This is a genomic window from Vampirovibrionales bacterium (assembly GCA_016712355.1).
In the GTDB taxonomy this organism is placed as follows: domain Bacteria; phylum Cyanobacteriota; class Vampirovibrionia; order Vampirovibrionales; family Vampirovibrionaceae; genus JADJRF01.
On record JADJRF010000005.1, the window covers coordinates 1,741,026 to 1,754,677 of the forward strand.

The 13,652-nt window shown below is 57.4% G+C and carries 13 protein-coding genes; 9 read left to right on the forward strand and 4 right to left on the reverse strand.

Features of this window, described 5'->3' with window-relative positions; translation table 11 throughout:
• Positions 1 to 94 precede the first annotated feature (94 nt).
• From IPK79_09475 to IPK79_09515, 9 genes are all read left to right on the forward strand, one after another.
• Positions 95 to 2,359, forward strand: coding sequence for a sulfatase-like hydrolase/transferase (locus IPK79_09475; GenBank protein ID MBK8190663.1), 2,265 nt, complete (start codon positions 95 to 97; stop codon positions 2,357 to 2,359).
• Positions 2,356 to 2,907 carry a GNAT family N-acetyltransferase gene (locus IPK79_09480; GenBank protein ID MBK8190664.1) on the forward strand — a complete coding sequence of 184 codons (552 nt, stop codon included), beginning with the start codon at positions 2,356 to 2,358 and terminating at the stop codon, positions 2,905 to 2,907. Before IPK79_09475 ends, IPK79_09480 begins: the two co-directional genes overlap by 4 nt.
• On the forward strand, positions 2,891 to 3,370 hold the full coding sequence (locus IPK79_09485; GenBank protein ID MBK8190665.1) for a GNAT family N-acetyltransferase: 480 nt from the start codon (positions 2,891 to 2,893) through the stop codon (positions 3,368 to 3,370). Before IPK79_09480 ends, IPK79_09485 begins: the two co-directional genes overlap by 17 nt.
• Positions 3,371 to 3,585: 215 nt before the next feature.
• Entirely contained in the window at positions 3,586 to 4,068 is a 483-nt protein-coding gene (locus IPK79_09490) for a hypothetical protein (protein ID MBK8190666.1), read from the forward strand.
• Entirely contained in the window at positions 4,065 to 4,751 is a 687-nt protein-coding gene (locus IPK79_09495; protein MBK8190667.1) for a PIG-L family deacetylase, read from the forward strand. Before IPK79_09490 ends, IPK79_09495 begins: the two co-directional genes overlap by 4 nt.
• The gene (pseI, locus tag IPK79_09500; GenBank protein ID MBK8190668.1) at positions 4,748 to 5,833 is read left to right on the forward strand and encodes a pseudaminic acid synthase; all 1,086 of its coding nucleotides are present in this window, start codon (positions 4,748 to 4,750) and stop codon (positions 5,831 to 5,833) included. Before IPK79_09495 ends, pseI begins: the two co-directional genes overlap by 4 nt.
• A gap of 269 nt (positions 5,834 to 6,102) precedes the next feature.
• On the forward strand, positions 6,103 to 7,128 hold the full coding sequence (pseB, locus tag IPK79_09505; protein MBK8190669.1) for a UDP-N-acetylglucosamine 4,6-dehydratase (inverting): 1,026 nt from the start codon (positions 6,103 to 6,105) through the stop codon (positions 7,126 to 7,128).
• A 14-nt stretch (positions 7,129 to 7,142) separates the two neighbouring features.
• A complete protein-coding gene (pseC, locus tag IPK79_09510; protein ID MBK8190670.1) occupies positions 7,143 to 8,324 on the forward strand; it encodes a UDP-4-amino-4,6-dideoxy-N-acetyl-beta-L-altrosamine transaminase in 1,182 nt (393 codons plus the stop codon).
• On the forward strand, positions 8,321 to 9,229 hold the full coding sequence (locus IPK79_09515) for an aldo/keto reductase (protein ID MBK8190671.1): 909 nt from the start codon (positions 8,321 to 8,323) through the stop codon (positions 9,227 to 9,229). The genes pseC and IPK79_09515 overlap by 4 nt, the downstream gene beginning before the upstream one ends.
• 31 nt (positions 9,230 to 9,260) lie before the next feature.
• Here IPK79_09515 and pseG read toward each other — a convergent pair whose 3' ends face one another.
• The 4 genes from pseG to IPK79_09535 all read right to left on the reverse strand — a co-directional run bounded on the left by pseG (position 9,261) and on the right by IPK79_09535 (position 13,640).
• Positions 9,261 to 10,334, reverse strand: a complete 1,074-nt coding sequence (pseG, locus tag IPK79_09520; protein MBK8190672.1) for a UDP-2,4-diacetamido-2,4,6-trideoxy-beta-L-altropyranose hydrolase — start codon at positions 10,332 to 10,334, stop codon at positions 9,261 to 9,263.
• A 7-nt stretch (positions 10,335 to 10,341) separates the two neighbouring features.
• A complete protein-coding gene (locus IPK79_09525; protein ID MBK8190673.1) occupies positions 10,342 to 11,829 on the reverse strand; it encodes a YdiU family protein in 1,488 nt (495 codons plus the stop codon).
• Positions 11,830 to 11,919: 90 nt separating this feature from the next.
• Positions 11,920 to 12,726, reverse strand: coding sequence for an ABC transporter permease (locus IPK79_09530; GenBank protein MBK8190674.1), 807 nt, complete (start codon positions 12,724 to 12,726; stop codon positions 11,920 to 11,922).
• Complete coding sequence (locus tag IPK79_09535) at positions 12,723 to 13,640, reverse strand: branched-chain amino acid transaminase (GenBank protein ID MBK8190675.1); 918 nt, start codon at positions 13,638 to 13,640, stop codon at positions 12,723 to 12,725. The genes IPK79_09530 and IPK79_09535 overlap by 4 nt, the downstream gene beginning before the upstream one ends.
• Positions 13,641 to 13,652 lie beyond the last annotated feature (12 nt).

The following is a 13,652-nucleotide window of genomic DNA, read 5'->3' on the forward strand; positions in this document are numbered from 1 at the left end:
TTGCCGGTTTTTTGCTGTTCTTGGCAGTTGTTTATAGTAAGGTGCGCCCAATAAAATGCGATGTTACAATTCAAGTCAAGGCGGCTATTGACGCATGCGTTTCTCTTTTAACCGGGATACCTGGCTGGATAATCTGGCGCTGGTGGCTTTAAGCGCTTTTGCGATCACGCAGCCGATCCTGGGTCTTTTGGGCGATCAGCCGGGCTTTATTGCCGCCAACCGTCTGGATTTTACGGATATTGTACTACTGGCATCGGTTCTGTCGCTAGGAATCCCGCTGGTTTTGATTCTATTGAAATCTTTGTCCGGCGTACTGGGAGGAGAGCGCCTTCAAAAGGCGCTTCACAGCTTCTTTATGGTCGGATTAATTGCGCTTGTCGTGATGCCAATTTTGCTGGGATTCTTCAAATCTTGGGATTTATTTCTCATTCCAATCGCTTTATTGGCGGGGTTTTTACTGACGCAGGCGTATTGGAAACATTCCTCTTTTCGATCGTTTTTACGCTTTCTCTCACCTGCCGCGCTGATTTTTCCTGTGGTTTTCCTGTTTTTCTCGAAGGCGACTCCGCTGCTTTTTGCCAGGCCCACGGGTTATTCTAACCCTCATGTGAGCGATGCGATGCTGCATCAGGCGCATCCGCCGGTAATTGTCCTGATTCTCGATGAGTTGCCGGTGAATTCCCTGCTGGACAGATCGGGTCAGCTAGATGCGGCGCGTTACCCGAATTTTCATGAATTTGCCAATCGCGCCACCTGGTATAAAAATACATATACGGTTGGCGGGTCTACGCTTTGGGCGGTGCCTTCAATTTTAAGCGGTCAGATGCCTTTCAGCGATCCAACGCCTTCTAAAGGGCATTTGTCGGTTAATTTATTTACGCTGCTGTCTAAAACCCACCAGTTTCAAAATGTCATCGAAAAGCACACGAGCCTTTGTCCGCAGTATTTATGTGAACAAAAACGTAAAAAGCCCTTTAAAAAATTGCTGAGTTCATTAAAAGATTTATATTTCGTCTATTCGCATATAATTTCTCCTCCTGCTCTTGCGGCGTCTTTGCCGGATGTCTCGAATAACTGGGGCGATTTTGCGGCCCAGGAGGGTCATCAACAAGGCGATAATACTCAGGCGCATATCCGCCCTGTGGATCCTGATCAGCCGCCGCCGGAGTCAACGACTTCGCATTCTCACGATGGTGCGACTGTCGTGGCCCCGCCTAAAAACCGTTTTCAGGATGTGTTGGGACTGAAGTCTCACCGCGGATTTAAAAAAATAGTTGTAAATCATAAGCGCATGCTGTTTGAGCGCTTTCTGAACCGTATGACGCCGATGAAAGCGGGCGATAAGCCGCCGCTGTATTTTATGCATATTTTATTCCCGCATGTGCCTTATAATTACACGCCATCGGGTCATTATTACGAAACGGGTTATCATAAATATTTTACAAAATGGGAAGATGATCGCGAAATTTATTACGACTATCAGCGCCACCTCATGCAGCTCGGCGCCGCAGACGTCTGGCTCGGACAATTTATCAGTCGATTGAAAGCCCTGGATCTGTACGATCAGTCTATTATCATGCTGGTTGCCGATCACGGCGCAAGCTGGAAAGGCATTGGCCATGAGCGTCGCATGCTGCTTCCCGGCAATTATGAGGATATTTTGCCTGTTCCGTTGCTTATTCATGCGCCGGGCCAGCGACAAGGGCGAATCGTGGATCGGCCTGCGCTGACGATTGATATTTTGCCAACCCTGGCGCAGATGGCCCGTCTGCCGCTGCCCGGCCCCGTTCAGGGGAAATCACTGCTGAGTCAGGATTACCGCCCGCCGACGTCGGTGCGTATTGTCGATAATTTGGGCGAAAAATGGTATACCTTCCCGCTGCCGTCAGCTCAGCAGCGCACCGCCTCTCTCCAGCGGAAAATAAACTGGTTTGGCGACGGCTCGACGGATCGCCTGTACGATTCGGGTCCACATCATGACTTTATCAAAAAGCCTGTCAGCGCCTTGAGAGCGCCCATGGCCTCAGGGCTGGCGTTTCGTTTGGCCGCGCCTGAGCAATTTCTGCAAGTAGACGTTTCTTCTGGACTTGTTCCTTCGCACTTAATGGGTGAAATTATTTCAACAGGCGCTCAAAAATTGCCATCTGATCTGCTGGTGGCTGTAAACGATTCCGTCTGGTGCTCGTATCCCTTGATTAAACCCATGGGCTCTGGCCGTTTGTTCGCCTGTACGCTTCCAGAACAGAGCTTTAAACAAGGTGACAATCGTATTCGTGTTTTCAGCGTAAATTATGCGGCGACTCAGCCTGTCATCCAGGAAATCCCCTTAAAAGATTCGCCGGAAGCGTCGCGCCGATGAACTCGCCTTTTTTAACGGGAGCGCGCGTCTATCTGCGTCCTCTGCTCGAAAAAGACGCCCAAGGCCCTTACCCAGCCTGGCTGAATGACGCGGACGTCTGCCGACACAATGGTCATCATGTATTCGCTTATGCGCCGGATCAGGCGGCTGCTTATATTCGGCGCGTGAATGACGATCCGGCGACGCTGGCATTGGCGATTTGCCTGCGAGAAGACGATTGCCATGTGGGTAATATCGCGTTGAGTCGCATCGACTGGATTTCTCGTCAGGCCGATTTCGCGATTTTAATGGGTGATAAAACAAAGTGGGGAAAGGGCTATGCCCGTGAGGCCTCCCTGTTAATCTGTCGTCATGGGTTCGATGCGATGAATTTACGTCGAATTACTTGCGGCACGTCTGAAGAAAACGAAGCCATGCAAAAACTGGCGCTCTCGTTGGGAATGACGCTTGAGGGACGCCGTCGACAAGCGCATTACAAAAATGGTCGTTATGCCGATCTGCTGGAATACGGCTTGCTGCGAGAAGAGTTCAATGCCCAGTCCGACTAGCGTTCATTTGAGATTGGCTGTTGAAACAGACGCTGAGTCGGTTTTTAACTGGCGAAACGCAGAAAGTACCCGGCGTTATTTTTTGGATTCTCGTCCGTTGACGCTGGAGGCGCATCTGTCCTGGTTTCGGCGTGTTCTTATCAATCCCGCCCAAATCCTGTTGATTGGCGAAACGGCGGATCATCAGCCGATTGGCGTGCTGCGCTATGACCTGACGCCGGAAGGCCTCGCGGAGGTTTCTATATACGTCGTGCCTGATCAATGCGGCAAGGGTTATGGCGGCGCCCTGCTGCTGGCGGGTGAGCGATGGCTGCGAGAAGCTCATCCTGACGTTATTGCGGTAGAAGCGAGCGTCTTGTCTGAAAATATCGGCTCTCGAAAGGCTTTTGAAAAATCCGGGTATAGCGCTGCGCTGATCCGTTATCGGAAGTCCCTTGATCGCGCTGGAGGCGCAGCGTTGTGACGCAATGTGTTCTTGTCAGCGCGCAACCGTGGCATTGCGCCATGAAAGAGTCACTTTGTCTTAAAACAGGTTGTTCGTTTACGTTGATTTCAGCGCCCGAAGAATTAACTTTGGGTTATTTAACGGCGCTTAAGCCGCGATACGTATTTTTCCCTCATTGGTCGTGGAGAATTCCCGTTGAAATCTACGAAGCTTTTGAATGCGTTGTGTTTCATATGACCGACGTCCCTTATGGCCGTGGCGGCAGCCCGCTGCAGAATTTAATTGCGCGAGGCGTTTACGACACGCAGATCTCTGCGTTGCGTTGTGAAGCGCAAGTGGATGCAGGCCCCGTTTACCTGAAACGTCCGTTCAGCCTGCGCGAGGGATCGGCTCAGGCGTTGTATCAACAGGCCAGCGCAATTATCGAGGAGATGATCGTTGAACTGCTGGCTTCCCAACCAACCCCCGTTCCCCAATGCGGAGACGCCACGATATTTGCGCGCCGGAAGCCGTACCAGAGCAATTTAGCTGGCGTGCGGACGGCGCATCAAATTTATGATCATATTCGAATGCTGGATGCGCCGGGCTATCCGCCCGCATTTTTACAAGTAGACGGTCTGCATCTGTCGTTTCGCGACGCCATTCTGAGTGAAGATGCGCAAGGCGTGACGGCAACCGTCGTCATCCGCCCCATCGAATCGGAGGACGTGGTATGAGCAGGGTATTGGCGCTGGTTGCCCATCCAGATGATGAAATACTGGGCGTTGGCGGCGCGCTGGCCCGACATGCCAAGCGGCGCGACGAGGTATTCGTCGCGATTCTGGCGGAAGGCGTTACCAGCCGGGTTTTGTCAAGTGAGCGGGCTTCCTGTGGAGAGGCGCTATCGGCTTTGGCCCGCGCCGCCCGCGCCGCTAATGACATTCTCGGCGTTCAAGAACTTGTATTGGGCGATTTTGCGGATAATCGCATGGATGAGCGTCCTCGCCTTGATGTGATTCGTTTTGTGGAAGGCCTTTTCCAGCGCTTTCAGCCCGACATTGTTTATACGCATGCCGCCCATGACGTGAATATAGACCATCGGCGCGTTCACGAGGCGACAGTGACCGCGTGCCGGCCGCTTCCGGGCTGTTGCGTCAAACGTCTGCTCTTTTTTGAGACCCCATCGAGTACCGAGTGGCGCCCCCCCGCCTCAGCTACGCCGTTTGCGCCGGATTGGTTTGTGGATATCTCTGAAACGTTGTCCCAAAAGCTCGAAGCGCTGTCGGCTTATGCTTGCGAGATGCGTCCATGGCCGCACGCGCGCTCGCTGGAGGCGGTCACCCATCTGGCGCGCTGGCGCGGCGCTTCGGTCGGCGTGGATGCCGCTGAAGCCTTTGTTTTGGGTAGAATGCTCGAATGACTTCCTCCGATTTGCCAAACCTGCCTTCTGACGCGATTCTTATCGGCGATCGCGCGATTGGTCTGGGGCATCCGCCGTGGATAATTGCGGAAATGTCTGGCAATCATAATCAATCGCTGGATCGGGCGCTTGCGCTCGTTGATGCGGCGGCGCAAGCGGGCGCGCATGCGCTTAAAATCCAGACCTATACGGCTGAAACCATGACGCTGGCGAAACGCGAGGGCGCGTTTTTTATTGAGAACCCCAATAGCCTGTGGCAGGGGCGCTCGCTGTATGAGTTATATCAAGCCGCCTACACGCCGTGGGAGTGGCATGAAGCAATTTTCGAGCGCTGCCGTCAACGCGGGATCATCTGTTTCAGTTCGCCGTTTGACGCCTCGGCAGTCGACTTCCTCGAGTCTTTTAATCCGCCGTGCTATAAAATTGCTTCGTTTGAAAATATTGATTTGCCACTGATTCGCAAGGTCGCGGCGACGGGTCGTCCGCTAATTATGTCGACCGGCATGGCCACGGCGGCCGAATTGGACGAAGCGGTCCGCGCCGCCCGCGATGCCGGATGCCGATCGTTGATTCTGCTCAAATGCGTCAGCGCCTACCCCGCGCCGCCAGAAAACGCTAACTTGCGCACGATTCCGCATTTAAGAGTGCTTTTTGGCGTGGAGGTCGGCCTGTCGGATCATACGCTGGGCGTCGGGGTGGCGCTGGCTGCGGTGGCGCTGGGGGCGAGCGTGATTGAAAAACATTTCACGCTGAGTCGTGCGGATGGCGGCGTCGATGCGGCGTTTTCCATGGAGCCTGAGGAGCTGCGCCTTTTGGCGACGGAATCCGCGCGCGCCTGGCAATCGCTGGGCCGTGTCGCTTACGGGCCACAGGGAGCAGAGGCGGAGTCTCTGGTTTTTCGTCGCTCGCTGTATATTGCGCGTGATATGGCCGCCGGAGAAACCTTGACGACCGAAAATCTGCGCTGCGTGCGTCCCGGCGACGGTTTGCCTCCTAAATATTATGATCGCCTGTTGGGACGCCGCGTCGTGCGCGCCGTCTCCCAGGGCGAGCCCTTGAGCTGGGATTTGCTTTTGTCCTGAGACCGAAGCGCTGGAGAACCCGCCCTCAGGCTCCCCTCTCCAGAAACCTCCTGAGAAAGGCCGCTCAGAGGGGCTTCATCATGCGTTTTCGCCCGGGGGGGCTTATGGTAGAATGCCGCTTCGTCTGGCTGATCGAGAGCCCTTGGCTGGACGGGTCTTCTTTTCTGCTTGTGATTTTCCCTGTTTTTCTCTCAGAATTTTTCTTTCAGGATTTTTCTTTCGGAATTGTTTTCTTTCCCTTCATCAATCATGGATTGGATTCAAGCGCGATGTTTAACGACAAGGTAATTTTTATCACCGGCGGCACCGGGTCTTTTGGCAAAATGGCCGTCAAAATGATTCTCGAACGCTTTGCCCCGCGTAAATTGATCGTTTTTTCGCGCGACGAGTTGAAGCAATTTGAAATGGCGCAGGAATTTAATCACCCCTGCATGCGGTATTTTCTGGGCGACGTGCGCGATCTGGCGCGTCTGCGAGAAGCAATGCAGGGCGTGGACTACGTCATTCACGCCGCCGCGCTGAAACAAGTCCCGGCCGCAGAATACAACCCAATGGAATGCATCAAGACCAACGTCTACGGCGCCGAAAACGTCGTCAAAGCCTCACTGGAAGCTGGCGTAAAGCAAGTCGTGGCGCTTTCCACCGACAAGGCCGCCAACCCGATTAATTTATACGGCGCAACCAAATTACTCTCCGACAAACTGTTTGTATCGGCCGGTTATTGGGGCGGCGGTAAACCTACCAAGTTCTCTGTGGTGCGCTACGGCAACGTCGTGGGCTCGCGCGGTTCGGTGTTGCCCTTCTTCTATGAGCGTCTCAGACGCGGCGAACGTGAGCTGCCCATCACCGACGAGCGAATGACGCGCTTCTGGATTACCCTTGAGCAGGGCGTCGAAATGGTGCTGACGGCCTTTGCCTGTATGCAGGGCGGTGAGACCTTCGTCCCGAAAATTCCCTCAATTCGTATTGTGGATCTCGCGCGCGCCATGGATCCCACCGCCACTGTGCGACTGGTCGGCATTCGCCCCGGCGAGAAAGTGCATGAGCTGCTTTGCCCCAAAGACAATGCGCGCGACACCATTGAGTTTCCGGAGTTCTTTATTATCAAGCCGACGGTTAATTTCCTCAAAACGGTTGATTATACGCGGAATCCCTTGGGACAGACCGGTTTTCATGTGGATGAAGATTTCGAATACAGCTCGGACAGCAACCCGCATTTTATGACGGTTTCTGAAATCGCTGACCTGAACGCGCGTCTTCAGTTCAGCTTGCCGCAGACGCAGACTGCTTCCTGATTAGAGGGCGTCCGATGGCGGCAGACGACGCGTATATTCCCTACGGTCGACAAACCATCGACGCGCGCGATGTGGAATCGGTCGTTCGCGTCCTGACGTCTGATTTTCTCACGCAAGGCCCGGCGATTGAGGCTTTTGAGCAGGCCGTGGCCGCTTATTGCGACGTTCCGTACGCGGTCGCTGTCAGTAGCGCGACCGCAGGCCTTCATCTGGCCTGTCTGGCTGTGGGGCTGGGTCCGGGAGACTGGCTCTGGACGTCGCCCAATACCTTTGTCGCTACCGCCAATGCGGCGTTGTATTGCGGCGCGCAGGTGGATTTCGTGGATATCGACCCGCAGACGTATAACCTCGATGTAGGCAAACTCGCTGAAAAACTTGCCGTCGCCGCCGCTTCCGGACGCCTGCCCAAGGCGTTGGCCCCCGTGCATTTTGCCGGGCAGTCTTGCGCGATGCGGGCTATTGGGCAATTAGCGGCGCATTACGGGGTAAGCATTATTGAGGATGCCGCCCATGCGGTCGGCGGACGCTATGAGCAACGGCCCATCGGCGATTGCGCGTATTCGCAGATGGCCGTATTCAGCTTCCATCCCGTTAAAATTATCACCACCGGCGAAGGGGGCGTGGTGACGACCCGCGATCAGCGCCTGTATGAGAGGCTTAAAAGCCTGAGGAGTCATGGCATCACGCGTGATCCGGCCCAGATGACGCGCGCGCCCCACGGCCCGTGGGATTACCAGCAACTGGCGCTGGGCTTTAACTACCGAATGACGGATCTTCAAGCGGCGCTCGGCTTGAGCCAGATGGCGCGACTCGACGAATTCGTCCTGCGGCGTCAAGCGTTGGCGCGTCGCTACGATGAAAAACTGGCTCACCTGCCGCTCACCCTGCCCTGGCAGGATCCGGCGGGCGCGTCGTCATTTCATCTGTACGTCGTGCGCCTGAAAGACGCCGCTCATCGTCGACGCGAGGTGTTTGAATCGCTCCGCGCCGCCGCCATCGGGGTGAATGTTCATTATATTCCCGTGCATACGCAGCCGTATTATCGCGCCATGGGCTTTCAGCATGGCGATTTTCCGCAGGCGGAAGCGTATTACGGGGAGGCGATCACCCTGCCCCTTTATTTTGGCTTGTCTGAAGCGGATCAAGACCGCGTGGTCGCTGCGCTTCAGACGGCTCTTGAGCGCGTCGGCGTATGAAGCTTGCGCTGGGAACGGCGCAATTCGGTATGCCCTATGGTGTTTCCAACGCTCAGGGCCAGCCCTCGCTTGACGACATTGTTGCGATTCTGCGCGTTGCGGCTCAGGCGAACGTGCGCACGCTAGACACTGCGCCCGCCTATGGCGTCAGCGAAAGCGCGCTGGGGGACGCGATGCGCTGTCTGTCAAACGGGCCGGGCTGTGCGGACTTTGATTGCATCACCAAGACGCCGCGATTCGCCCGAGCCCGTCTTGACGCAGACGACGCCCGGACCCTGCGGGCCGCTTTTGAGACTTCTCTGGCGCGGCTGGGCGTGTCTCAAGTTGGCGCGCTGCTGATTCATCACGCCGATGATCTCTTGACGCCGGGCGGCGAATGCTTGTTTGAGGAGATGCTGGCGATCAAGGCTGCAGGTCTGGCCCGTAAAATCGGCGTTTCCGTCTATACCCGCGCGCAAATAGAGCGCGTGACAGATGCTTTTGCTATCGACCTCATTCAACTGCCCCTCAACGTAATGGATCAGCGTCTGCTTGCGGATGATTTCCTTAAGGGGCTGAACTCTCAGGGGATTGAGCTGCATGCGCGCTCGATTTTTTTGCAGGGAGCGCTCTTAATGCCGCCTGAGGCGCTGCCCGATTACTTTACGCCGTGGCGCTCCTCTCTGCGCGCCTATCATGCGGCGATTCAGGCCCAGGGGCTTTCGCCATTGGCGGGGGCGCTGGGTTTTGTTCAGGGCGTGGGGGCAATCGATCGTATCGTCTGCGGCGTCGCCGCTGCGTCGCAACTGCTGGAGATTCTGGCTGCCTACCGCGACTCTGCGCGCGTCAGCCATGGGCTTGATTATGCCGCTTTCGCCGTGAATGACGACGCTCTCGTGAATCCTGCCCATTGGCCGCGATTTTGAGAAGGCGGCCCTTGATAGAGTCGTCTCGCCTTTAAAATCCCATCGCCGCTACAACGCGCGCCGCTCCATGTCCGTCCACGAGCGCCATGCCCGCGCGCGACGCCTCACGCAGCCAGTCTGGAGAGTGTTCCGCCCATAGAAGCGCTTCGGCGATCGCCTCGGGAGAAACGTCGTCCGCCGCTCCCAGATTTCGCACCACGCCGCGATCGCTCAAATGCCGCGTCAATTCGCGCTGATTCTCCGCAATCAGCGTCACCAACGCGGGAAGTCCCAGGCAGGCGCGCTCCCAGCTCGTCGTACCGCCGGCGCCGACCATCAGATCCGCTTGGGCCATCAGCTCTGCCATATAGGACACGTTTACATGCGCCCTTACGCCGGTTATAGCGGCGCATTGAGCCTCAAGCGCTTTGCGACGGGCGTTTTGCCCGCCGATTACCACCTCTGCCGTCCAAGTGCGATTTTCAAGCGTTTGAATCGCCTTCAGCGTTTTGCCGGTTTCGTCTTGCGGATCGCTGCCGCCAAAGGAGACTACCAAGCGCCGAAAATCCCCGTTTCTCGGCGAAAGACCCTCGCGGGCCGAGAGAAATTCCGGGCGCAGCAGCGCAAACGCCGGGCCTAGGAGCGGCTGGCATTCTGGCGTCAGGAGCGCCGCATAGCGTTGCGTGTCCGGGTGCAGATTCTGGTCGAGCAACAGATGACAGGCATGCGGGCGGTCCGCGAGATCGTCAATCGCCAGAATCTTCCCGGCATAAGGCCGAATGGCGCGTTCCCAGTCGGCGTCCAGTTGATAGTGGTCCACCACCAGCCATGCGGGACGCGCGGGCAACGCCTGTAACGCGGCGACGCTCGCCGGGACGTCGGGAACGTCTGGAGCCAGTTCCAGCGTGAAAAAACCCGCCTGCTGAAAATAAGATTGCTCACGCATCCAGTCGATGAGATCCCCGTCGGCGCGCCGACACAGAAAGCCGCAGGAAACCCCGCGCGCGCTCAAAGCTTGCGCCAGTGTCAGACAGCGCATAAGATGGCCTGACCCGATGGCGCGTGAGGCGTCCGCGCGGAAAATCACGACGGGAAGAGGGAGGGCGAGCGGCGGCGGCAGCGTCACAGGCGTATCAAGTCCCGCAGAATGTCTGATGTACGCGCTCTTGTGGTGTTGGCGGTCGGCGCAGCGAAGCGTCTTCTGAATTTTGGGCCTGAGCGTCAGGCGTCGGATCGTCATACGGCGCGGCCAGGGCGGCCAGCAAGCGTTTGAACGGGGCTTCGTTCTGTCGCTCGACCCATGCCGTCAGCGCTGCTTCAACGGCGTGATTCCGCGGGATAATCGCCGGACTGGCGGCCCGCATGCGCGCCGCGGACAGCGCCCATGGCTCCGTTTGGCGCCGGCGTCGTTCTTCCCAACGCGTGCGCCAGGCGAGAAACCCTGCGTCCTGAAATAGATCGTCGCTCTGTAACTGGCCTTCAGAGATCAGCGCGCGCCATGTATTGGTGAAATCAGCGCGCTGGTCGCGCATCCACGTCAACAGATTCTGGGCGAGCGCGTCATCATCGTCTTCTTCATTAAACAGCCCCAGTTTCGCGCGCGTGATGCCCAGCCAGGCCGCGCGTACGTGGCTTAGAAAGGGACGAAGCGCATCTTGCGCGACGCTGAGCCCCGCTTGCGGGTCTTCGTGCGCGTCTTCATCGAGAAGGGGCAGGAGGGTTTCGGCGAGTCGCGCGAGATTCCATTGCGCAATGGCGGGCTGATTGCCAAAGGCGTAACGCCCGTACCGGTCGATGGCGCTGAAGACGGCGGCGGGATCGTATTCGTCGAGAAAGGCGCAGGGCCCATAATCGATGGTTTCGCCGCTGATGGCCATATTGTCGGTGTTCATCACGCCATGAATAAACCCGATGGCTTGCCATTGGGCGATCAAGAGGGCCTGACGCGCCGAAACCGCGTTTAAAAAGGCGAGATACGGGTTACGCGCGCTCATCGCCTCAGGATAATGGCGCGCGATGGCGTAATCGGCGAGCGCTTTGACCGCCAGCGGATCTGCCAGCGAGGCGGCGTATTCAAACGTCCCAACCCGTAAATGACTGGCCGCCACGCGCGTGAGAATCGCGCCCCGCTGCGGCGTCTGGCGATAGACGGTCTCGCCCGTCGTCACCACGGCCAGACTGCGCGTAGTGGCGACCCCTAGTGCATGCATGGCCTCACTGATCACGTATTCGCGCAGCATCGGGCCCAGCGCCGCGCGTCCGTCGCCGCCGCGAGAATACGGCGTGGGACCGGATCCCTTTAGCTGGATGTCTACCCGGCGACCGTCGGGCGTCAGGTGTTCGCCCAGTAAGAGGGCGCGCCCGTCTCCGAGCATAACGAAGCGCGCGTACTGATGCCCTGCATAAGCTTGCGCCAAGGGTCTTGCGCCGTCTGGCAACTCATTTCCGCTGAGGATGCGCGCGCCTTGCGGACTGTCCAACACATCGGGGTCAAGGCCCAGCGTCCGGGCCAGGGCGTGGTTGACTATCGCGACGCGAGGCTCGCGCACAGGCGTCGGCGTCAAGTGCGAGAAGAAAACCGTCGGCAGGCCCGCATAGGTCTGCGCGTCAGCCTGCGCCATGCGCCACCCCGCGTCAGGCGGCGCTGGCGATGAACTGGACTCTGAAACCGTCATAAAATTGGCTCATTATGCGTAATGTCCCGGCGGGCGCTATTTTTGAAATGAAGACCCGAAAAACATCCAGGTCAGAAAGAAATCTGCGATGAGGATGGCAACCACCGTCCACACGGCGGCGCGCGTGGTGGCCTCTCCTACGTCCTTGGCTCCGCCGCGCGTTGTTAAGCCAATTGTGCAGCAAATAGCGGCCAGAATTACGCCGAAAATCATCGATTTAATCAGAGAAACCCGAATATCATACGGCTTGAGATACAGCCAGACAGATTCCAGATATTTGCTGTAATGCAGATATGAGACGTTCTGAGCGATCAGCATCCCGCCGATGATGGCAATCAGCGAGTCCACAATGGTCAGCAGCGGCAACGCGACCACGCAGGCCAGCAGCCTGGGGACGAATAAATAGCGTACGGGACTGACGTTCATCGTGGTCAGCGCGTCAATCTGCTCGGTGACCTTCATGTTGGCGATTTCGGCTGCGATGGCAGTGCCGGCGCGCGCGCCGACCGCCATACACGTGAAAATCGGCCCTATTTCGCGAACAATCGCCAGCGCGACCAGCCCGCCGACATAGGCGTCGGCGCCGGTCTGCGCGAACTTGGCCGCCGTCTGCAACGCCAGTACAGACCCGGCCACCAGACAGATGATAATGCTCATCGGCGCGGAATCAAAGCCGATGGCGGCGGTTTGCGCCAGCGTCAACCGCCAGTTGATGCGACCTTGCGCAATATGGGCAACGGCTTCCGCGAGAAACGTCAACGCCGTGCCCAGAGCCGACAGCGCTTGCGTGGCCATCGCCTCCAGCCGTCCCGGCGCGCGCGTTTCGTTCATAGGAACCGTCATTTAATGGGAACGACCGTACACCAGCGGCTGTACGCAGGCAATTGGTTCTTCACCGCGCGGAAATACAGCTCTTGCAGTTTCAGCGTGATGGGCCCCGGCTTGCCGTCGCCCACCGGCCGCAGATCAATTTCCGTGACGGGCGCGACCTGGGCGCCGGTGCCCGAATAAAAAGCTTCATCGGCCATATAGAGCTCCGTGCGATCGACGGTGCGCTCTTCGGTCTCCAGACCGAACACCTCGCGGGCCAGCGTAATCAGGGCGTCGCGGGTCACGCCTTCCAGAATGTTATCCGTCCGTCCCGGCGTGATGAGCTTGCCGTGACGCACCAGAAACAGATTCATGGCCGAGCCTTCTGATACGGAGCCGTCGGCGTTCAGCACAATGGCGTCGTCAAAGCCCATCAGGCGGGCGTCTGTCACGATCAGGGCCGAATTCATGTAAGCCCCTGTGGCTTTGGCGCGCGGCGGAATCGCGTTATCATCCACGCGCCGCCAGCTTGACGTGATCACGCGCAGCCCTTTGGAGATATCGACATACTCGCCAAGGGGGGCCGTCCAGATGCAGATATCGTTACTGGTCTTGTCGAGGCGCGGCGTAATGATTTCGCCTCCTTTATAGAGCGTCGGCCGGATGTACGTATCCGTCTTCGGCGCATTTTTCTGGATCAGCTCGACGGTGATCCGCATCAGGTCGTCCAGCGTCAGGCTGGGGGTCAGCCGGAAGATTTTGCTGTTGTCCAGCAGGCGCTGATAATGCTCGCGCATCCGAAAAATGCTAACGCTGTTGCTTTCCGGCAGCCAATAGCCGCGAATCCCTTCAAAAAGCGCCGTGCCGTATAAAAATGCGTGCGTGCGGATACTGATTTTCGCGTCGCTGAGCGGAATAAAGCCGCCGTCAAAATAAGCGTAATCCATGGGGAACCTACC

Excerpts from the sequence above, each read along its gene's own strand:
- IPK79_09475 (MBK8190663.1), top strand. The coding sequence starts at position 95 with ATGCGTTTCTCTTTTAACCGGGATACCTGGCTGGATAATCTGGCGCTG.
- IPK79_09480 (MBK8190664.1), top strand. The coding sequence starts at position 2,356 with ATGAACTCGCCTTTTTTAACGGGAGCGCGCGTCTATCTGCGTCCTCTG.
- IPK79_09485 (MBK8190665.1), top strand. The coding sequence starts at position 2,891 with ATGCCCAGTCCGACTAGCGTTCATTTGAGATTGGCTGTTGAAACAGAC.
- IPK79_09490 (MBK8190666.1), top strand. The coding sequence starts at position 3,586 with ATGACCGACGTCCCTTATGGCCGTGGCGGCAGCCCGCTGCAGAATTTA.
- IPK79_09495 (MBK8190667.1), top strand. The coding sequence starts at position 4,065 with ATGAGCAGGGTATTGGCGCTGGTTGCCCATCCAGATGATGAAATACTG.
- pseI (MBK8190668.1), top strand. The coding sequence starts at position 4,748 with ATGACTTCCTCCGATTTGCCAAACCTGCCTTCTGACGCGATTCTTATC.
- pseB (MBK8190669.1), top strand. The coding sequence starts at position 6,103 with ATGTTTAACGACAAGGTAATTTTTATCACCGGCGGCACCGGGTCTTTT.
- pseC (MBK8190670.1), top strand. The coding sequence starts at position 7,143 with ATGGCGGCAGACGACGCGTATATTCCCTACGGTCGACAAACCATCGAC.
- IPK79_09515 (MBK8190671.1), top strand. The coding sequence starts at position 8,321 with ATGAAGCTTGCGCTGGGAACGGCGCAATTCGGTATGCCCTATGGTGTT.
- IPK79_09525 (MBK8190673.1), bottom strand. The coding sequence starts at position 11,829 with ATGGCGCAGGCTGACGCGCAGACCTATGCGGGCCTGCCGACGGTTTTC.
- IPK79_09530 (MBK8190674.1), bottom strand. The coding sequence starts at position 12,726 with ATGACGGTTCCTATGAACGAAACGCGCGCGCCGGGACGGCTGGAGGCG.
- IPK79_09535 (MBK8190675.1), bottom strand. The coding sequence starts at position 13,640 with ATGGATTACGCTTATTTTGACGGCGGCTTTATTCCGCTCAGCGACGCG.